This window comes from Bacillus sp. GM2 (genome assembly GCF_056155945.1).
Genome location: NZ_JBRKSZ010000008.1, coordinates 468,648 through 488,092, shown reverse-complemented (window position 1 = coordinate 488,092; position 19,445 = coordinate 468,648). Strand labels below are relative to the sequence as shown.

Annotated in this window: 16 protein-coding genes and 2 pseudogenes; 9 read left to right on the top strand and 9 right to left on the bottom strand. The window is 47.9% G+C overall.

The features are described from left to right. Window positions 1-9: 9 nt before the first annotated feature. A pseudogene (locus ACVC9U_RS17230) lies at window positions 10-1,715 on the bottom strand (methyl-accepting chemotaxis protein). A 135-nt stretch (window positions 1,716-1,850) separates the two neighbouring features. Further along, the gene (locus tag ACVC9U_RS17225; protein ID WP_009330182.1) at window positions 1,851-3,212 is read right to left on the bottom strand and encodes an aspartate kinase; all 1,362 of its coding nucleotides are present in this window, start codon (window positions 3,210-3,212) and stop codon (window positions 1,851-1,853) included. Between the two features lie 276 nt (window positions 3,213-3,488). Between ACVC9U_RS17225 and ACVC9U_RS17220 the strand changes: the two genes are divergently transcribed. From ACVC9U_RS17220 to ACVC9U_RS17205, 4 genes are read left to right on the top strand one after another with little or no spacing between them, the layout of a single operon-like run. Beyond that, a complete protein-coding gene (locus ACVC9U_RS17220; protein WP_003178937.1) occupies window positions 3,489-4,442 on the top strand; it encodes an ABC transporter permease in 954 nt (317 codons plus the stop codon). Further along, window positions 4,432-5,376, top strand: a complete 945-nt coding sequence (locus ACVC9U_RS17215; RefSeq protein ID WP_441391332.1) for an iron chelate uptake ABC transporter family permease subunit — start codon at window positions 4,432-4,434, stop codon at window positions 5,374-5,376. The genes ACVC9U_RS17220 and ACVC9U_RS17215 overlap by 11 nt, the downstream gene beginning before the upstream one ends. Beyond that, the gene (locus ACVC9U_RS17210; RefSeq protein ID WP_003178940.1) at window positions 5,376-6,134 is read left to right on the top strand and encodes an iron ABC transporter ATP-binding protein; all 759 of its coding nucleotides are present in this window, start codon (window positions 5,376-5,378) and stop codon (window positions 6,132-6,134) included. Before ACVC9U_RS17215 ends, ACVC9U_RS17210 begins: the two co-directional genes overlap by 1 nt. Window positions 6,135-6,148: 14 nt before the next feature. Then, window positions 6,149-7,096 carry a siderophore ABC transporter substrate-binding protein gene (locus ACVC9U_RS17205; protein WP_003178942.1) on the top strand — a complete coding sequence of 316 codons (948 nt, stop codon included), beginning with the start codon at window positions 6,149-6,151 and terminating at the stop codon, window positions 7,094-7,096. Between the two features lie 168 nt (window positions 7,097-7,264). On the opposite strand, the gene ACVC9U_RS17200 is transcribed toward ACVC9U_RS17205, so the two are convergent. The 5 genes from ACVC9U_RS17200 to ACVC9U_RS17180 all read right to left on the bottom strand — a co-directional run bounded on the left by ACVC9U_RS17200 (window position 7,265) and on the right by ACVC9U_RS17180 (window position 11,675). Continuing rightward, complete coding sequence (locus tag ACVC9U_RS17200) at window positions 7,265-8,686, bottom strand: MDR family MFS transporter (protein ID WP_003178944.1); 1,422 nt, start codon at window positions 8,684-8,686, stop codon at window positions 7,265-7,267. An 11-nt stretch (window positions 8,687-8,697) separates the two neighbouring features. Continuing rightward, window positions 8,698-9,585: a TetR/AcrR family transcriptional regulator gene (locus ACVC9U_RS17195; protein WP_229098775.1), complete on the bottom strand. Its 888-nt coding sequence runs from the start codon at window positions 9,583-9,585 to the stop codon at window positions 8,698-8,700. 94 nt (window positions 9,586-9,679) lie between these two features. Then, a complete protein-coding gene (locus ACVC9U_RS17190) occupies window positions 9,680-10,522 on the bottom strand; it encodes an isocitrate lyase/PEP mutase family protein (protein ID WP_441391331.1) in 843 nt (280 codons plus the stop codon). Window positions 10,523-10,631: 109 nt separating this feature from the next. Continuing rightward, window positions 10,632-11,369 carry an NADPH-dependent oxidoreductase gene (locus ACVC9U_RS17185; RefSeq protein WP_003178951.1) on the bottom strand — a complete coding sequence of 246 codons (738 nt, stop codon included), beginning with the start codon at window positions 11,367-11,369 and terminating at the stop codon, window positions 10,632-10,634. Between the two features lie 18 nt (window positions 11,370-11,387). Further along, entirely contained in the window at window positions 11,388-11,675 is a 288-nt protein-coding gene (locus tag ACVC9U_RS17180) for a putative quinol monooxygenase (protein ID WP_003178953.1), read from the bottom strand. 177 nt (window positions 11,676-11,852) lie between these two features. Between ACVC9U_RS17180 and ACVC9U_RS17175 the strand changes: the two genes are divergently transcribed. Continuing rightward, window positions 11,853-12,149: an ArsR/SmtB family transcription factor gene (locus ACVC9U_RS17175; RefSeq protein WP_003178955.1), complete on the top strand. Its 297-nt coding sequence runs from the start codon at window positions 11,853-11,855 to the stop codon at window positions 12,147-12,149. 64 nt (window positions 12,150-12,213) lie between these two features. On the opposite strand, the gene gabR is transcribed toward ACVC9U_RS17175, so the two are convergent. Then, window positions 12,214-13,644 carry a MocR-like transcriptional regulator GabR gene (gabR, locus tag ACVC9U_RS17170; RefSeq protein ID WP_009330178.1) on the bottom strand — a complete coding sequence of 477 codons (1,431 nt, stop codon included), beginning with the start codon at window positions 13,642-13,644 and terminating at the stop codon, window positions 12,214-12,216. Window positions 13,645-13,746: 102 nt separating this feature from the next. Between gabR and gabT the strand changes: the two genes are divergently transcribed. Genes gabT through gabD form a run of 3 tightly spaced genes read left to right on the top strand, consistent with a single transcriptional unit; the run spans window position 13,747 to window position 17,854 of the window. After that, entirely contained in the window at window positions 13,747-15,060 is a 1,314-nt protein-coding gene (gabT, locus tag ACVC9U_RS17165; RefSeq protein WP_011197548.1) for a 4-aminobutyrate--2-oxoglutarate transaminase, read from the top strand. A 33-nt stretch (window positions 15,061-15,093) separates the two neighbouring features. Beyond that, the gene (locus tag ACVC9U_RS17160; RefSeq protein ID WP_003178960.1) at window positions 15,094-16,485 is read left to right on the top strand and encodes an APC family permease; all 1,392 of its coding nucleotides are present in this window, start codon (window positions 15,094-15,096) and stop codon (window positions 16,483-16,485) included. Further along, entirely contained in the window at window positions 16,460-17,854 is a 1,395-nt protein-coding gene (gene gabD / locus ACVC9U_RS17155; RefSeq protein WP_009330176.1) for a succinate-semialdehyde dehydrogenase, read from the top strand. The genes ACVC9U_RS17160 and gabD overlap by 26 nt, the downstream gene beginning before the upstream one ends. Before the next feature lie 46 nt (window positions 17,855-17,900). Here gabD and ACVC9U_RS17150 read toward each other — a convergent pair. Continuing rightward, window positions 17,901-18,784 (bottom strand): annotated as a pseudogene (locus ACVC9U_RS17150) (EamA family transporter). Window positions 18,785-18,948: 164 nt separating this feature from the next. Between ACVC9U_RS17150 and ACVC9U_RS17145 the strand changes: the two are divergent. Then, complete coding sequence (locus tag ACVC9U_RS17145; RefSeq protein WP_003178968.1) at window positions 18,949-19,440, top strand: hypothetical protein; 492 nt, start codon at window positions 18,949-18,951, stop codon at window positions 19,438-19,440. The last annotated feature ends 5 nt before the right edge of the window (window positions 19,441-19,445 follow it).

Genomic DNA, 19,445 nt, shown 5'->3' with positions numbered 1-19,445 from the left:
GGGTTTTTGTTAATCTTTAATTTTGAATTTCTGAATCAGGTGCTGCAGCTCTTCGGCGTTTTGCGCGAGGATCTGTGATGCGGCGGCGATTTCTTCCATTGAAGCAAGCTGCTCCTGGGTTGCCGCACTAACCGTTTGCGTGCTTCCCGCTGCAGTCTCGGCTACTTCTTTGACGCCGGAAATCGCGGTTTCGATTTCGCTTGTGCCGGCTGTCAGGTTTTTCACCAAGTTTGTCACATCATTGATCTGTGTGACAACCTCAGTTATCGAGTTTTCGATTTTTTGGAAAGCGCCTCCGGCTTCATGAACGACGACAAGTCCTTCTTTGACTTCGCCGGTTGCCGAAATGACCGAGTTCATCGTCTGCTTTGTATCGTTTTGAATGATCGTAATCAACCTTGTAATCTGTTCTGCTGACTGGGCCGATTGCTCGGCTAATTTTCTGACTTCATCCGCGACGACGGCAAAGCCTTTTCCTTGTTCTCCAGCCCTGGCCGCTTCAATGGCCGCGTTTAAAGCTAGCAGGTTCGTTTGTTCAGCGATGCTCGTAATCACTTCGGTAATATTCCCGATCTCATTTGAACGTTCTGTTAAATGTTTAAATGCTTCTGAAAGAGAAACGACCGTTTCATTAATAGACTGCATTTGTGCGCTCACTTTATCAATGGCTTTCGTGCCTTCAAGCGACATCAGCGCCGTCTGGTCTGCGGTGGCGGCTGCCTTTTCGGCGCTAGAAGAAATTCTTCCGGCAAACTCGGTCATTCCCTTAATAACGGTTCTGCTGTTTTCAACGCTTTCCACCTGCTGATCAGAGCCTACCGCAAGCTCCTGGATCGTCGTTGAGCCTTTGTGCTTTCATCAGCGCTGGCGCTCAATTCTTGTGATGATGAAGCAACTTGGTGGGACGTTTCGCCGACCGTTTCAATGATCGAACGGACGCCTGCTACCATTTTGTTAAACGATGCGGTCAGCAATCCCAATTCATCCTTCGATTGATATGTTCCTTTGACAGTAAAATCTCCTTGCTCTGTTTCTGCGAACAGCGCCTGAATGTCTTTGATCGGCTTTGTGATCAACCTTGTCATTAAGAGTCCAATCGAGATGGATAAAACAAGCGATGCTGCGATCACAATGATGAGAAGCGTGATGATGGAACCGGCTTCTTTAGAATCCCGCTGATAGATCGTTTTGGCGTTATCAGCATTTAGCGTTTGAATGTCTTCAATCAGCTGGTTGACCGTTTCTCTTTGAGGATCCATCTCTTTTAGATAGACATCATATGCTTTGTCATTTTCGTTCTTCACCGCCAAGCTGAGCATCTCGCTGCTGATATCTTGCAATTTCTTGTATTCGCTTTTGAAGCTCTCGTATTTTTCAGAGACGTTGTCCATTAATTTTAGCTGATCGATCTTTTCCATTAAGGTGTTGTTTTCTTCGTTTTTTTCCTTGATGTTTTTTTGCAAAGTATCATTTCGATCGTTGTCTTTCGTCACCATTAACTCGAATTTGTACGTATCAAGATCGAGGTTGTTCGCTTTTAATCTTGCAAACAACTGGTTGGGAATCAATTGATCTTGATAGATCATCTCGGAACCTTTGGAAAGCTTGCTCAGTCCGCCTACCCCCTGGATGCCGACAATTGACAAAGCCAGCGCCGAAATGATAATGATGACAAACAGTTTGCTTCTGATTTTTATATTTCTCAACAGATTCATATGGTGTTCTCCCATCAATTTATTTACTTTACATATCGGCTTTCAAAACGGTTTTGTGAATCAATTTATGGCAGGTATTTTAAGGGAAGGGGATATTTTCTGACAACAAAAAAACCCCATAAAAAAGGGGTTTTTTTAAACGAGAACTTTTGCGAAAAATTCCTGGTATAATGCGCGGACCGCTTGTTTTTCCTGAGCTTCCTTAACGCCGAACATCATGCTGACTTCCGAGGAGCCCTGGTTGATCATTTCGATGTTGACGCCGGCTTCAGACAATGCTTTTGACGCTCTTGCCGTCGTTCCGACGTTATGGCGCATGGCTTCGCCGACGACCATGATCAGGGCAATATTGTGTTCAATCGCTACTTCATCAGCATCCAACTCTTCCTTGATCCGTTTGATCATCCGTTTTTCTGCTGCTTGATCCATTTGATTCTGCCTTAAAATGATCGTAATATCGTCAATGCCGGACGGAATGTGTTCATACGTCAGCTCTTCATCTTCAAGGATTTGCAGGACGCGGCGGCCGAAGCCGATTTCTCGGTTCATCAAATATTTGCTGATGTAAATGCTGCAAAATCCGCTGTCGCCGGCGATCCCGACGACAGGTCCGTTCGTGTTGTCGCGTGTGGCGACAACTCTTGTCCCTTCCGCGTCCGGGTTGTTTGTATTTTTGATCTGAACCGGTATGCGCGCCCGGAAAGCAGGAATCAATGCTTCATCATGAAAGACGGAAAAGCCGGCATACGACAGCTCTCTCATTTCCCGGTATGTCAGCTCGCGGATTTCTTTCGGGTTGGATACGATCGCCGGGTTGACAGAATAAACGGCGTCAACGTCAGTGAAGTTTTCATACAACTCGGCTTTCAATCCATTCGCTAAAATGGAGCCCGTAATGTCAGAGCCGCTGCGCGAAAACGTCATCACTTCTCCTTCCTGGCTGAATCCGAAGAAGCCGGGAAAGATAATGATGCCCTTTTGCTGTCTCAGCTGAAACAGATTGTCGTAGGACTCGGGCAGCACTTGTGCGTTGCCGGGTTCGCTCGTCACGAACAGCCCGGCGTCTTTTGGACTGACATAATGTGCTTCAACTCCCCGGTGCCTGAAGTAGGCCGCTACCAGTTTGGCATTGTTATCTTCGCCGCTTGCTTTGATCGCATCAATAAACCGTTCCGGATTTGTTTTATCACCTTCGAGCAGCTGAAGCAGGTCTGCCCGGATCCGGTTGATCACGTCATCGGCAAGCCCGAGCTCTAGCGCGATATCGGCATACCGTCCGACAATCGCCTCAACCAGGCCGGTTGCTTCTTTCGATAATAAGTACTGTTGGGCGCATTCGATTAACAGGTCAGTTACTTTCGTATCCTCGGGATGCCGTTTTCCGGGTGCCGATACGACGACGGCCCTCCTTTCCGGATCGGAAGTGACGATTTGAAATACTTTCTCTAGCTGGGCTCCTGATGCGAGCGAGCTGCCTCCAAATTTAACGACTTTCATTTGTTACATCTCCTAAAGTTTAAATTTTCGAAATAAATTTAATTTTAATTATTGCGCTTTTTACAAGAAGAATCAAGGTTTTTCTTTCAGGAAAGAACAAATGTGTTTTTGAGAAGGACTCATCATAGGGAAATCGCATGACTTCAACCTTTGTATCTATTAATCTTATTGACTCTGTCAGAAAAAATGGTAAGATATATAAAGGCCCTTATTGATAATGATAATCATTAACGTCGGCGGAGGGGTTGCTTTGTTGTGCAAGGAGGCTACTGCAGCATGAAATTACGATACTTATTGCTAATGCTCATCATTCTTTCATTCAGCTCGATATTCATCGGCGTTAAGGAGCTTTCGCCTCTTGACCTTTTCCGCTTTAATGAGGACGAAATTCAAACGCTTTACATAAGCAGAATCCCGCGCTTGATCAGCATCGTGCTTGCGGGAATGAGCTTGAGCATCTGCGGGCTGATCATGCAGCAGCTGACGCGCAATAAATTTGTTTCACCAACCACCGCTGGAACGATGGATTGGGCTCGGCTCGGCGTGATCATTGCGATCGTGCTTTTTTCGTCTGCAGGAATTGTAGTCAAAATACTGTTTGCCTTTGTTTTTGCACTGTTTGGCAGCTTTTTGTTCGTCAAAATTTTGGACAGAATCAAGTTCAAAGATGCGATTTTCATCCCTCTCGTCGGAATGATGCTCGGGAGCGTTGTCAGCGCCATCTCTACTTTCATGGCTTATCAGTACAATATTATTCAAAACGTCAATGCATGGTTTGAAGGGAATTTTTCGCTGGTCATGAAGGGGAGGTATGAGCTCTTATTTCTGAGTATACCGCTCGTTATCATTGCCTATCTGTTCGCCAATAAATTCACGTTGGCCGGGATGGGGGAGTCATTTTCCATCAATCTTGGATTGAAATACAAGCGGGTGGTCAATATCGGGCTGATCATTGTATCTATTATATCGTCCGTCGTCATCCTGACGATCGGCACGCTTCCCTTTTTGGGATTGATCATCCCGAACATCGTGTCCATTTACAGGGGAGATCATTTGAAAAACAGCCTGCCTCACACGGCGGTTCTCGGAGCCGTTTTCGTCTTGTTTTGCGATATAGCGGGACGTCTCGTCATTTACCCGTACGAAATTTCGGTTGGTTTGATGGTCGGCATCATCGGGAGCGGCGTTTTTCTTTACTTGCTTTTAAGGAGAAAAGCCTATGCGTCATAAACAGAAAATGCTTGTACTCATCGTGATAGCAGCAGTCTGCATCGGGCTGTTTCTGTTCTACGGTTTGCCGTCTGTATGGGAATATGCGCTTCCGCGGAGGTTTGCCAAGGTATTTGCGATCATCATTGTCGGGACAGCGATTGCGTATTCGTCGATGATTTTCCAAACGATCACAAACAACAGAATTTTGACGCCGAGCATCCTCGGACTCGATTCTCTCTATGTTCTGCTGCAAACCGGGATTATTTTCTTTTTCGGTGCAGCCAAACTCGCTGACCTCGGCAAAAACGGCAATTTTCTATTGTCTACCGGTTTGATGGTCTGCTTTTCATTTGTGCTGTTTTTCCTGATGTTCCGCCGGGGGGGAAGGCACATCTTCCTGCTGCTGCTCGTTGGAATTGTGTTCGGCACATTGTTCAGAAGCCTGTCATCCTTTATGCAGATGCTGATCGATCCGAACGAGTTCCAAGTCGTTCAAAACAAGATGTTTGCCAGCTTCAACAATTTGAATACGGACATTTTAGTGCTTGCTTCGCTCGTCATTCTGGCGATTCTCGTTTACGCTTGGCGGTTTAATCCGTACTTTGACGTGATTTCGCTCGGCAGGGATCAAGCCGTCAACCTCGGAATCGATTACGACCGGACGGTAAAGAAAATGCTGATCGTCGTCGCCGTTCTCGTTTCCGTGTCTACTGCCCTCGTGGGTCCGATCACATTTTTGGGGCTTCTCGTCGTCAATGTGGCGCGGGAGGTATTTAAAACGTATAAGCACAGCGTCCTGATTCCCGGAGCGGTTTTGTTCAGCATCATTGCGCTTGTCGGGGGCCACTTCATTGTTGAAAAGCTGTTTGGTTTAACGGTAACGCTCGTGGTGATCATTGATTTTATCGGCGGGATTTATTTTATTTACCTGTTGCTGAAGGAGCGTAAATGATGATAGAAGTACGAGATATCATGAAACAATTCGGAGAGCAGACCGTTGTTCATCCCACGACTTTAACGATACAAAAAGGAATGATCACGTCCTTCATCGGACCGAACGGAGCGGGGAAAAGCACGCTTTTGTCCATCATCAGCAGGCTGATCGGCATGGACGCCGGAAAAGTGCTGATTGACGGCAAAGAAATCGGAGCTTACAAAAGCAATGATTTAGCAAAAAAAATCAGCATTTTAAAGCAGTCCAACCAGATCAACATCAGGCTGACTGTCAGGGAGCTCGTCAGCTTCGGCAGGTTTCCTTATTCACAGGGAAGGCTCTCGAAAGAGGACTGGGCATATGTCGATGAAGCGATTGATTATATGAAGCTGAGAGACATTGAGCATAAACACCTTGATCAGTTAAGCGGCGGCCAGTGCCAGCGCGCTTTCATCGCGATGGTCATTGCTCAGGATACCGACTATATATTGCTTGATGAACCATTGAATAATCTCGATATGAAACACTCAGTAGAGATTATGAAGCTCTTGAAAGACCTTGTCGAAAATCGCGGAAAAACGATCGTTATTGTCATTCATGACATTAATTTCGCCTCGGTTTATTCCGACAGAATCGCAGCCCTGAAAAACGGGCGGATTGTAAAAGAGGGGCCGGCGGAAGACATTATCCAAACGCCGGTGCTGAAAGACATCTATGATATGGACATTCCGATCCAACAAATCGGAGATCAAAAAATCTGTGTATATTTTAAATGATGAGGTGACCTGAATTGAAAAAACTATCTTTATTGATTATGGCATTGATAACCGTTCTTGTCGTAGCCGCCTGCGGAAATAAAGCTGCTGATACAGATGCAAAATCTTCCTCTAAAAAAGAAACCGTCACAATTAAACACAACAGCGACACAACAGATGTACCGAAAAATCCGAAAAAAGTCGTTGTCTTCAACTTTGGAATGCTTGACACGCTTGATGAGCTTGGTTTAAGCGACCGCGTTGTCGGCCTTCCGAAACAAACCCTTCCGTCTTACTTGAAAAAATATAAAGACAGCAAATTTGAAAGCGTCGGCGGACTAAAAGAGCCAGATTTTGAAAAAATTGCAGAGCTTGAGCCTGATTTGATCATCATCGAAGGCAGACAGTCTGAACAGTATGACGAGTTTAAAAAGATCGCTCCAACGATCGACATTGAGCTTGACCAGAAGAACTACATGAACAGTTTTAAAGAAAATACCGAAAACATTGGAAAAATCTTCGGCAAAGAAGATGCTGTCAAAGAAGCCCTTGCGAAAATCGATGAAAAAGTAGAGAAAGCCAACAAGCTGGCGAAAGAAAAAGGCGGCAAAGGATTGGTCGTCTTAACGAGCGATAAGCAAATCAGCGCGTATGGAAGCGGCTCAAGATTCGGCTTGATCCACGATGTGCTCGGCGTTGAACCTGTCGATAAAAACATCGAGGTTTCCCTTCACGGCCAAAGCGTCTCTTCAGAATATATCTCTGAAAAGAATCCTGATTACCTGTTTGTCATCGACCGAAGCGCTGCCATCGGCGAAAAAGGAACAGCAAAAGAAGTCATCGAAAATGAAATTGTAAAATCAACAAAGGCCTATAAAAACGGCCATATCACATACCTTGATCCAGGCTACTGGTACCTGTCAGGCGGAGGCCTTGAATCCGTATCTGAAATGGTGAAAGAAGTCGAAAATGGATTGAAATAAAAGAGCGAGGCTGCCGGTTCTTATCCGGCAGCCTTTTTTGTCTGTTCAAGGAGAAGAGGGCAGAGAGATGCAAAGCGGGTTTTCATGCTCATAACGCCGCAAGGGCCCCAGACTCAGTTAAGCGAATATAAAAAAACACGCCAGTTCGATTGAACTGGCGTGACATGATCAGCGGGCCGGCTGGCCTTGTTTGTCGGCCTGCGGCTTCTTTTTCAATGTAAACGAAAGGATAAATCCGATCAGCGCCAAGACAGCGGCCACGATAAAGGCGGAATTCATGCCGTGAATGAGCGCATTTAACGGATGAGATGTCGCGGCGTTTTTGGCTGAATTACTCATGACGGAAATCAGAACAGCCGTGCCGATCGAACCGCCGATCTGGCGCATCGTATTGTTCATCGCTGTTCCGTGCGGAATGAGATGCGCCGGAAGGGCATTGATGCCCGCCGTTGTGAGAGGCATCATAATCATGGAAGTTCCCATCATCCGCAGCGTATAAATGACGATAATAAATGTCAGCGAAGTATCCATTTGCAGGTCCGCAAACGGGATGGACGTCAGCAGCAAGACGGCAAACCCGATAATCGCAAGGCCTTTTCCGCCGATCTTGTCAAAAATCCGGCCGATGATCGGCGACATGATGCCCATTGCTATCGCGCCCGGCAGAAGCATCAAACCCGAATCGAAAGCTGTCACGTCTCTGACGTTTTGCGTGTACAGCGGCAAAATGGTCTCAGTACCGATCATTAATGCAAAAACGATCATACCAAGTAGCGTTGTTATCGTAAAAGTCCACGATTGGAAAACGCGAAACTCGAGTATCGGCCTTTTGATTTTCAATTGTCTAGAGATAAAGAAGAACAGGGCGACCGCACCGACTGCAAAGGAAATTAAAACAGTATTGCTCCCCCAGCCTTCTGATCCGGCGTTGCTGAAGCCGTACAATAAACCGCCGAAACCCAGGCTGGACAGGATAATAGATATGATGTCCACTGATGTTTCTCTCAATTTCGTGACGTTTTTCATCAGCAAGATGACAAGCACAAGATCAATCAGTGCAATTGGCAGAATAATATAAAATAAGTATCTCCATGTAAAGCTGTCGACGATCCAGCCTGACAATGTCGGTCCGATGGCCGGTGCAAATGCGATCACCAAGCCGACCATGCCCATTGCAGCCCCGCGTTTTTCAACCGGGAAAATCGTTAAAAAGATCGTCTGCATGAGCGGCATCATAATTCCGGCGCCTGCGGCCTGAATGATCCGCGCCGCCAGGAGAACCGGAAAGTTAGGCGCCACCGCACCGACGACTGTTCCCGCCGCAAAGATGCTCATCGCCGCGATGACGAGCGCGCGGCTCGAGAATTTTTCGATCAAAAAGGCGGTAATCGGAATGAGAATCCCGTTTGTCAGCATGAACGCCGTTGTCAGCCATTGAGCTTTTGTAGCGTCTATGTTCAAGTCTGCCATAATATGCGGCAGTGCGGTAACCAGGAGCGTTTGGTTCAAGATCGCGATAAACGCCCCGGCAATAAGCAAACCTACGATGATATTTCTGTTGTATGTCTGTTGTTCAGTTCCTGTACTCATATCAATCACTCTTATTCTTTTATACTAATCGTTTGTATTTGTGAAACATCGTATTGGATGGCCTCGATTTTTCCAAGGTAATCAAGGAGAGCCTTAATTAAATACGTGCGGGGCTCTTTGCTGAAAAGCTCTTCGCTCAGCAAATCTGCCGCTGACAGCAGTTCTGTCACGGCAAAGTCGTCTTGTGACAGCGAAGAAATCTTGGTTTTCAGTTTTTGCAAAAGGTCTTCAAGCAATTCCTCTTTTTTGGGCGGTGCCCAGCATGATGAGAAATTCGTATAGGAGGCAATAATGTCTTCATTTAATGAACTTTTCTGATCTTCGTTCAGCTTTTTCTCTATGAAGAGGTCCAGAACTGACATAATGAATGGCGGAATCGTTTTAACGTCAGGCTGCGCTTTTCCAGTGCCGACTAAAAACAGGAATTCCCTCATCAGCCCGTGGAAAATGATGACGATATCCCATATAAACGGCTCGACCTCTTCGCCGTACGCTTGAATGATAGAGTCTTTATGCCAGCTGATAATCATTGATTTTGTTTCTTTCAGATGCTTTTTAAATACTGCGGTATCCGGAGATGATCCCTCATTGGAGATGAAATTGATAAATTGGCGGTTTTCCCTGAATTCCGTAATCTCCAAAGCGATTTTTTTAGCGAATCTTTCTTTCGGCGTCAGCGAGGTTTCCGTATTGATGACGGCGCTTTTGTTCAGCATTTCATGCTTTCTGAACTTGATCAATGCCAGCAGAAGATCTTCTTTAGATTGAAACAGTTTATAAATAGATGCTTTTGACATTTTGCATTCTTCAGCGATCGCTTGCATTGCAACATTGTGATAGCCTTTTTGGGCAAACAGCTTTTTGGCGGCCCTTAAGACTGCTGCTTTTTTTTCGTTCATTCCGGCTCCTTCTTTCGCAATGATAAAACTCATGGGTCACTAAAAAACCCATGAGTTTTCATAAATGAAATATTAACAGACCGTACTGTTTCGGTCAACGATTTTGTTTTGGGTCACGATGAAGGCTGATCCAATCAGCCGCTTCTCCGTATGAAAGCACGCCGTCCGTCATACGATTGAAGGCGCCGCGGCGGATGATGTCTTCACCGATCTTTTTCACCAGTGACAGTGCAGCTCTGAAAGGGGCGGATCCGCAGCTGATCCTTTCAATCCCCAGTTCGGAAAGAATCTGTAAAGAGGGGGTGTGTGAGCCGGCCAGCACGTTGATCGGCCCGGATATACCTTTTCTCAGCCCGGCAATTGTGCCTGCATCATCGGCTCCGGGGATAAAAATGCAGTCCGCGCCTGCTTGACTGTACCGATTTGCCCGCCGGACTGCTGCTTGAAGACGGGAGCCGGGGGCGTCAGCATTGAGCCAGTACACATCCGTACGGCCATTGATTAAAACAGGAAGGTTCAGTTTTTTAACAGCCGTTATTTTTTCTTCCATTAATGTTTCATCACACAGCGGCCGACAGGGTTCTTTCGTTCCGTCTTCAATATTAATACCGACAACCCCGGCAGCTGCGGCTTTTTTTGCGTTTTCAGCGACTGTTTCCGGTGTTTGGCCGTAACCCGCTTCAAGATCTGCACTGACGGGAATATCGACGGCATCCGTGATGGTTTTCAGTACGGAAAGCAATGTTTCAAAGGGGAGATGTTCGCCGTCGGGATAGCCGAGGGACATAGCGATTCCGGCGCTGGTTGTCCCGACTGCTTTAAAACCGCAGTTTTGAAATGCTTTGGCGCTGGCTGCATCCCATGCATTTGGCAGAACGAATGGGTCTGACTGATGATGGAGGTCTAGAAATGCTTTATATTTTGCAAATGGTTTCATGTGTTCCACTCCTTTTTACATAGTGTAAATGTAAAGACCTTCGATGCTCATCGAAATGTGGAATGGAACGCATGGAAAAAGGCTATCGATCACCGATAGCCTAAAGCATCTATTCGAGTTTAAATCCTTGTTTCTCAAGCATTTCACGGATGTGAGGATAGTACACTTTATTGTAATAAGCGGATATGCCCTGAGACCAGTTTCTTGTTTCCTGTCCGTTAGTCCGTTTTGTCATGTATTCGGATATTTCTTCATCGTACGCGTCGATCAGCGGTTTTAAATCCGGTTGATACGTTTCGCTGTGCCTTACCGCTTGTTCCGGGAGGCGCGGCTTTTTGGCGGAGCGGTCCGCCGGATGGCCGACGACAAGTCCTGCGACAGGGAAGACGTATTCAGGAATATTGAGCAGTTTGATCAACTCTTCTGCACGGCCGCGGACCGCGCCGATCGGCACAGTGCCAAGTCCCATCGATTCAGCGGCTGCTGTGGCCGTCCCGAGGGCGATGCCTGCGTCGACAGCTCCGACAAGCACGGATTCCATTCCGTCTGTGATCGCAAGCGTTTCGCCGTTTTTCTCAAGGGCGATTTTCGCACGGTTGAAGTCCGCGCAGAACAAAAGGAAAACAGGGGCCTGCTCGATCCAGACCTGTCCGCCGGCCAGTTCGGCAATTTTCTTTTTCCGTTCCTCATCCTGAACCGTAATCACGGTGACCTGCTGGCCGTTAATGGAATTCGGCGCGGCTTGAACGGCTTGAATAATGTCGTCCAGCTGTTCAGGGCTCACGGGCTCATCTGTATAGCTGCGGATTGATCTATGGTCTTTCAATGTTTTCAATACTTCATTCATTAGAAACCCATCCTTTCTTTAATCCGTTGTGTGCGTTTTAACCACATTCAGGGGTTCTGATAAAAGGTCGCCCGCGGCTTGAACGAAAGCTTGAAAATGCTCTGTCTGATTATGGGCGTCAAGCGCGTCTTGATCCTTCCATTGCTCAAGCATGACAAATGTATTGGCATGTTCGGTATCTTCAAACAGCTGGTACTGGGCATTGCCGGCTTCAGCTCTTGAATGTTTAAGAAGCGGTTGTACGCTTTCGAGAAAGGCGTCTCGTTTTTCTGGTTTTACTTTCATATAGGCTTGCAATACGATCATTGGATCAAACCTCCATTATGTCATTTAGAATTCCTTTTCGTGTGCGTTGTATACACAGGGAATTGATTGTTCGAAAATCTTCGAACAATTGAATCGTAACATGTCCTTGCATTGCCGGCAACCCATTTGCCTCCTTGATGAATTGTCTTGAAGTTAGGATTATGATACATTTAACCCATGAAAACAAATGAAATGAAGTTAACAGCCGTTCTCCAAGCCTTGAGTGATCCTTACAGGCTTGAGATTGTCAAAGCATTGGCTGACACAGCCGAGAAAACGTGCGGTACGTGCACAAATCTCAATATTGCAAAGTCTACGCTGTCCCACCACTTCAAGGTGCTGAGGGAAGCGGGTCTGCTCAAAGTCCGCATCGAAGGGAAGCATCATTATTACTCCCTCTGCAAACGGGAATTGGAGGAGCAGTTTCCGGGACTGATCGAGGCGGTTCTCAAGGTAGAAAAGGAACGGTGGTAAACGGACCAGATGTCGGCTTTTTAAAGCCAGGCTGATACCGGCAGGAAAGAACCTGCCGGTATTTTTAAAGCTTCTCATCACCGCATACCGCTTCATAAAGCTTGGCAGTCCCTTCGTCGATCTGATCGGCAGCGATTTTGGCGAATCCGAGCACGAGCGATACCGTTCCTTCATGTTTTGTCTGCTCTTTCTTTAACGTAAACCGACTCATGCCGTAAACCTCGACCCGCCTTTCCTTTGCTCTTAATAAAACCTCTTCTTCACTTCTATCCGTTTCAAAATCGGCCACAAAGTGAAGGCCTGCGCTCTCGCCTTTAATTTTGACCCGGCCGTTAAAGTGTTTGACAAGGCTTCCGATCAGCCTTGTCCGCTTTTTTTCGTAAATCTGGTTCATTTTCTTAATGTGCTTTTGGTACTCCCCCGATTCGATCAGTTCCTGCAGGGCGAGCTGCGTTAAGACGCTGCTCGATTGAATCGAGAAATGGTGCCTTTTTCTGTATCGCTTCAGCAGCTTTTGCGGCAGTACCATATAGCTGATTCTCAGGCCCGGAAGAAGCGATTTTGAAAAAGTGCCGATGTAGATGACTTTTTCAGAGCGGTCAAGGCTTTGCAGGGCGGGGATCGTATCGCTCCCGTATTTAAATTCGCTGTCATAATCATCTTCCACAATATAGCGGTTTGCCCCGTCGGAAACCCAGTTTAAAAGCTGAATCCTCCTCGATACCGGCATAATGATTCCTGTTGGAAACTGGTGTGAAGGCGTGACAAATAAAACGTCCGGATTCAGACGGTGAATCTCGCTGATCCGCATTCCTTTATGGTCGAGCTGAATCGTGGCGACTTCTTTTCCTTCATTTTTCAGCAGTCGATAAATGCGGCTGTATCCCGGCTCCTCCATCGCATAGACGGCTGAGGCGGGGAGAAGGTCCTGGAGCGTGTGAATTAAGGACTGCGTCCCTGCGCTGATCACGATTTGTTCGGGGAGACATTTGACGCCTCTCGTTAAAGCGATAAAGCGTGCGATCGTTTGGCGCACTTCGTAGACGCCTTGCGGGTGCGTCATTTCTCCGAGTTCGTCAACATGTGAAGAAACCGCTTTCTGTTCGCAGCGAAGCCATGTTTTAAACGGAAAATGCGCCGTATCGACGCTCATATGGGAAAACGAGATCCAGCCGTCTTTGCTTTCAGGCTCTTCAACCAGTTCTTTTTCCAATTGAAGGGGACCGGGGTGACGGCTGGCGTGGAACGTTTCGATCTGCTCTACAAAAAAGCCTTTTCTTTCACGCGAATAAAGATAACCTTCTGCCAGAAGCTGCTGGTAGGCGGCGTTGACCGAATTGATGCTGACGTTCAATGTTTCGGCGAGCTCTCGCTTGGATGGGAGCTTTTTCCCCGGCAAAAGGTTGCGGCTGAAAATTTCTTCTTTAATCCGTTGATAGATTTGGTGATAAATATATTCCGCGCCCTTGGAGCGGTCAATCGGTATTGTGATCATAGCGCCTCCCTCTGGTACCATCAAAAATTAATGATTGGTACTTTTCATCATACCAAAAAATATTCAGAATTATAAGAAATAAAAGTGGGGGAGAGATTTTTTATGAGTCGGAACACAAAAGCATTCACAACGGAAGATTGGCAGGCCAAACGGGATCAATTCGTGGCAAGGGGTGTCTCCAACGGAAATCGTCATCTGGCCGCTAAAGGGGAAGGTGCCGTTTTATATGATATTGACGGACGCCGTTTTATCGATTTTGCCGGGGCGATCGGCACATTAAATGTCGGGCATTCACATCCGAAAGTTGTAGAAGCTGTCAAGCGGCAGGCCGAACAGCTCATCCATCCCGGTTTTAACGTCATGATGTATCCGGCCTATTTGGAATTGGCGGAAAAGCTTTGCCGGCTTGCGCCGGGCGCCCATGAGAAAAAAGCGATTTTCCTGAACTCGGGTGCGGAAGCCGTAGAAAACGCCGTGAAAATCGCCAGAAAATATACGAAGCGTCAAGCCGTCGTTTCTTTTACCCGCGGATTCCACGGACGCACAAACATGACGATGAGCATGACGAGCAAGGTGAAGCCGTACAAATTCGGATTCGGTCCTTTTGCACCCGAGGTATATCAGGCGCCGTTTCCTTACTACTATAGAAAGCCTGAAGGGATGACTGATGAAAGCTATGATGACATGGTTATTCAGGCGTTTGACGATTTCTTCGTCTCGTCTGTTGCTCCGGAGACGGTTGCTTGCGTCGTCATGGAGCCGGTACAGGGAGAAGGCGGTTTTATCATTCCTTCAAAACGGTTTGTGCAGCATGTCGCAGCCTTCTGCCAAAAACACGGCATCGTTTTTGTCGCTGATGAGATTCAAACAGGCTTTGCCAGAACGGGCAAATATTTTGCGATTGAGCATTTTGATGTCGTTCCTGATCTTGTGACAGTGTCAAAATCGCTGGCTGCCGGCGTTCCGCTCAGCGGCGTCATCGGCCGGGCGGAAATGCTCGATGCGGCGGATCCGGGTGAACTCGGGGGCACCTACGCCGGAAGTCCGCTTGGATGCGTAGCCGCTTTGGCAGTGCTCGATATTATCGAATCGGAACAGCTCAACAAGCGCTCTGAAGAAATCGGCAAAGCCATCGAAGAGCGGGCGCTTGAATGGAAGATGAAATATCCGCAGATTGGGGAAGTCCGCCGACTTGGCGCAATGGCTGCGATTGAAATTGTCCGGGACGAAAAGACGCGGGAGCCGGACAAAGCAGCTGCGGCCAAGATTGCCAAGTACGCCAATGAACACGGTCTGCTCTTGTTGACGGCAGGGATCAATGGCAACATTATCCGTTTTCTGTCTCCGCTCGTCATTACTGATGAATTACTTGAGGAAGGGTTCGGCATCATTGAAGAAGCGCTGGAACAGCTCTAGTTTGACATCTTCTAAAAGAAGGAGCGGATTTTGATGGGTAAACAGCAAATGAAAAAAACGATGTCGCAGACGGATGTGCTATTTTTAGCGATCGGAGCTATGCTCGGCTGGGGCTGGGTCGTCCTTTCCGGCGACTGGATTTCGACAGCCGGCTTTTTGGGCAGCACGATCGCGTTTATCATCGGCGGCATACTCGTCATCTTAATCGGGTTAACGTACGCGGAGCTGTCTTCTGCCATCCCTGAAACGGGTGGCGGCTTGATTTTCGTCTACAGGGCGTTCGGACGAAAAACGGCTTTTGTCGCCGCTTGGGGTGTGCTGTTCGGCTATGTTTCGGTGATTACATTTGAGGCGGTCGCATTGCCGACCGTCATCGATTACGTCCTGCCTGTCGAACATCAGGGGTTTCTCTGGTCGCTAAGCGGCTGGGACGTGTATGTCACTTGGGTGTTGATCGGTTCGGGAGGTGCGGTCGTCCTGACAGCGCTCAATTACTTCGGCGTCAAGCCGGCCGCGATTTTTCAGTCGGTCTTTACGATTGCGATTATCGCCACGGGCTTTCTCCTTTTGGGCGGCGCCTTGGTAAACGGTGATTTCGAACATGTACAGCCCCTTTTTAAAGACGGGTTTTCCGGTATGATGTCCGTCCTTGTCATGATTCCGTTTCTATTTGTCGGATTTGACGTCATCCCTCAGGTTGCGGCTGAAATTAATGCCCCGAAAAAAATCATCGGCAAAATTTTGATTATTTCGATTATCAGTGCGGTCGTGTTTTATTTGCTGATTGTATTCGGCGTAACGATGGGTCTGTCAGAAAGCGAGCTTGCGACGACTTCTTTGGCAACCGCGGATGCAATGGTCAATCTGCTCGGGAACCAGCTATTCGGCACGGTGCTTGTCCTCGGCGGCGTCGCCGGAATCATTACGAGCTGGAACGCATTTATCATCGGCGCGAGCCGGATTCTGTTTGCAATGTCGGAAAAGGGCATGGTGCCGAAATGGTTCGGCTTCATCCATCCGAAGTATAAAACGCCGACTAATGCAATTTTATTTCTGGGTGCGCTGGCGTTTTTTGCCCCGCTGCTCGGACGCCCTGCCCTTGTTTGGATCGTCAATGCAGGGGGAACAGGTATTATAGTCGGATATTTGATCGTCTCGATTGCATTCATGAAGCTGAGAAAAACAGAGCCGGATTTACACAGGCCGTATAAAATCAATAAGTGGAAAACAACGGGTATATCTGCTATCCTCTTAAGTGTTATCTTCCTTGCCTTTTATTTGCCAGGCATGCCGGCCGCGCTCACATGGCCGTATGAGTGGCTGATCTTGGCGGGATGGACATTGATCGGTTTTCTTTTATACAACAGCAGTTCAAAACGTAAAGGGGAGGAGATTCAACATGACCAGCATGCTAGAAGTATATAATCCTGCGACTGGAGAAAAAATCAAATCGGTTCCCCAGCAATCCGCAAAGGAAGTCGAAGAAGCTGTCGTACGCTCGCATGAGGCATTTCAAAAATGGTCGAAAACATCGGCTGCAGAACGAGCGGGCTTGCTGAAAAAATGGTTTGATTTAATTGTGGAGCAGAAGGACGAGCTGGCAAAATTGATTACGCTTGAAAACGGCAAGCCGTACGCTGAAGCGCAGGGCGAAGTCTTATATAGCGCAGGCTATATCGAATGGTATGCGGAGGAAGCGAAGCGCATCTACGGAAGAACGGTTCCCGCCTCTGTGACGAACAAGCGCATCATCGTCACACGCCAGGGAGTCGGACCTGTTGCGGCAATTACCCCGTGGAATTTTCCGGCGGCGATGATCACGAGAAAAGCGGCGCCGGCTTTGGCGGCGGGCTGTACCTTTATCATCAAGCCGGCGCCTGATACGCCTTTAACGGCGCTTGAGCTCGTCCGTCTCGGGCACGAAGCGGGCATTCCGAAAGACGTCCTTCAATGTGTGATCGGCGACGGACAAGAGATCGGCTCTATTTTTACAAGCCATCCGCTGATCCGCAAGATTACGTTCACCGGGTCAACACCTGTCGGCAAACATTTAATGAAAAACAGCGCCGAGACGGTGAAGCATGTGTCAATGGAGCTCGGCGGCCATGCCCCGCTGATCGTTGATGAAGATGCCAACATTGACCTCGCCGTTAAGCAGACGATGCTTTCGAAATACAGGAATGCCGGACAAACGTGCGTCTGTGCAAACCGTCTGATCGTTCATGAATCGGTTAAGGATGAATTTGCAGAAAAACTCCGCGCGGAAGTCGCCAAGCTGAAAGTCGGGAACGGACTCGAAGAAGGTGTATCAATCGGGCCGATCATCAATAAAAACGGCTTCCAAAAAATCGTCGATCAAATCAATGACGCGGTGAATAAAGGGGCGAAAGTTCTCATCGGCGCCGAATACGAAAGCGATGACGAGAAATCATGCTACTTTGTCCATCCGACAGTGCTGACGGATGTTGATCCTTCAATGACGATCATGCATGAGGAAACATTCGGCCCCGTTGCGCCGATTACGTCTTTTAAAACGCTGGACGAAGCGGTCAAGCTCGCCAATGATACGCCTTACGGTTTAGCGGCATACTTCTTTACGGAAAACTACCGCCGCGGCATCTATTTATCCGAAAACCTTGATTACGGCATTCTCGGCTGGAATGACGGCGGACCGTCAACCGTTCAGGCGCCTTTCGGCGGCATGAAGGAAAGCGGTATCGGACGCGAAGGCGGACTGGAAGGCATCGAGCCGTATTTGGAAACAAAATATTTGTCCATCGGTTTGGATGAATAACAAGACAACATGAAAACCCGCCCGTATATCCCCGGGCGGGTTTTTTTTACGCTTTCATCTGTTCAGCGTTTATTTTATCCTTTTTGGGCTGATAGGAAATATAAAAAATGCCTAAAAGAAGCAGGGCGATCCCGGCCCAGGAAACAAGAGGCAGCGATTCCCTGACAAGCACGGTTCCCAACAGCGACGCTGTAAGCGGTTCAGCAAGCGACAGCGTCACCGCCGTTGAGGCGGGCACTTTTGCCAATCCTGTCGTAAATAACAGGTACGCGGCTCCGGTTGCAATGACCCCGATATAGAGGCTGACAGCCATTCCCTGAACCGATGAGATCCAGCCGAGATCGTACAGAAACAACAACGGGGCAAGCAATACAGCGCTTAAAAAGAATACGGTGCCTGTGACAGCCTCCGGCTTTTGCTTTTGCAGGAGTTTCTTGCTTGTCAGCGTGTAGACGGCAAAGGAAAGACCGGCGCCAAGTGCGAGCAGTATGCCGAGAAAGCTCCCCCCGATGAGGCGGAGGGAATGAATAATAAGGCTACGCCTGCTATCGCTGCAGCAGTTGCGATCCACCATTTCGTCTGCGGAACCTTTTTGAACACCAGCCATTCGAGGCAGCCGGCAATAATCGGAGCGCTGCCGATGGCGACGACCGTTCCGACGGCGATTCCTGACAGGCTGACGGCTGAAAAAAAGAAAGGCTGGTAAAATGCCATGCTCAATGCTGCGATGATCAGCGTTTTAACGGGCCAGCCGCTTCGTTTCAATTGACCGCGGAAAGCCGCGAACAAGAGCAGGGTGATGCCGCCGACAGCCATTCTGACAGCGCCGAACACAAGAGGTGCCGCCTCTTTCGGCGCAAATGCCTGGGTTGTTCCCGTCGTTCCCCATAAAATTGCCGCAAGCAAGACAAACAGAACCGATACTTTCATACTAACGATCTCTCCCTACTCGATCATTCAGAACTTTTTCTATTGTAAGATAAGTATGCGGATTTTTGAATCGCCGCTTCGGAAATTTCCCTGAAAAGAGGAAATATTCAACGCTGGCCGAATTCATATAATGGCCAAAAAACAATTAAAGTCGGAGGAAGCGGATGAAAAAACGAACAGTTTTATTCTTCTTGTTGATCTGGCTCGCCGGATGTGCGAGCGCCCAAGAGGCTGAGGAACAAACCAAATGGGTGAACAGCGAACAGAAAGCGATTGAGAACGGCATTCGTTATGAAAGCATTACAAAAGACGATATTATAGACAAAATCGATTTAAACGGTGAACAAGTCGTCGTTTTTCGATTCGGCGATTCGGAGGGAGAGGGGATTGGCCTCGCACACATCAAAAGGGAAAACGGCAACTATCAATGGTACCGCGACTTAAATTACGCAATTGTAAAATCGGACCACCCGAAAACGGAGAATGCGGAAGCTTCCGCGCCGTTCACAACACCTAAGGGAAGAAAGTACACGTTATATACAGGGGATGCAGATCGCCTGAATGGTACATTTGAGACTGATGACGGGCTTCATTTGGAGCCGGTGGTCGATCAAAAAACGGGCATGTATTATCAGATCGTGCAGGATTCGGACTGAAATGA

Coding starts and splice junctions, on each gene's coding strand:
- gabD (WP_009330176.1), top strand. CDS start 16,460: ATGACCAGCATGCTAGAAGTATATAATCCTGCGACTGGAGAAAAAATC.
- gabR (WP_009330178.1), bottom strand. CDS start 13,644: ATGATCACAATACCGATTGACCGCTCCAAGGGCGCGGAATATATTTAT.
- ACVC9U_RS17215 (WP_441391332.1), top strand. CDS start 4,432: ATGCGTCATAAACAGAAAATGCTTGTACTCATCGTGATAGCAGCAGTC.
- ACVC9U_RS17190 (WP_441391331.1), bottom strand. CDS start 10,522: ATGAAACCATTTGCAAAATATAAAGCATTTCTAGACCTCCATCATCAG.
- ACVC9U_RS17220 (WP_003178937.1), top strand. CDS start 3,489: ATGAAATTACGATACTTATTGCTAATGCTCATCATTCTTTCATTCAGC.
- ACVC9U_RS17175 (WP_003178955.1), top strand. CDS start 11,853: ATGAAAACAAATGAAATGAAGTTAACAGCCGTTCTCCAAGCCTTGAGT.
- ACVC9U_RS17145 (WP_003178968.1), top strand. CDS start 18,949: ATGAAAAAACGAACAGTTTTATTCTTCTTGTTGATCTGGCTCGCCGGA.
- ACVC9U_RS17195 (WP_229098775.1), bottom strand. CDS start 9,585: ATGAACGAAAAAAAAGCAGCAGTCTTAAGGGCCGCCAAAAAGCTGTTT.
- ACVC9U_RS17200 (WP_003178944.1), bottom strand. CDS start 8,686: ATGAGTACAGGAACTGAACAACAGACATACAACAGAAATATCATCGTA.
- ACVC9U_RS17160 (WP_003178960.1), top strand. CDS start 15,094: ATGGGTAAACAGCAAATGAAAAAAACGATGTCGCAGACGGATGTGCTA.
- ACVC9U_RS17210 (WP_003178940.1), top strand. CDS start 5,376: ATGATAGAAGTACGAGATATCATGAAACAATTCGGAGAGCAGACCGTT.
- ACVC9U_RS17225 (WP_009330182.1), bottom strand. CDS start 3,212: ATGAAAGTCGTTAAATTTGGAGGCAGCTCGCTCGCATCAGGAGCCCAG.
- ACVC9U_RS17180 (WP_003178953.1), bottom strand. CDS start 11,675: ATGATCGTATTGCAAGCCTATATGAAAGTAAAACCAGAAAAACGAGAC.
- ACVC9U_RS17185 (WP_003178951.1), bottom strand. CDS start 11,369: ATGAATGAAGTATTGAAAACATTGAAAGACCATAGATCAATCCGCAGC.
- gabT (WP_011197548.1), top strand. CDS start 13,747: ATGAGTCGGAACACAAAAGCATTCACAACGGAAGATTGGCAGGCCAAA.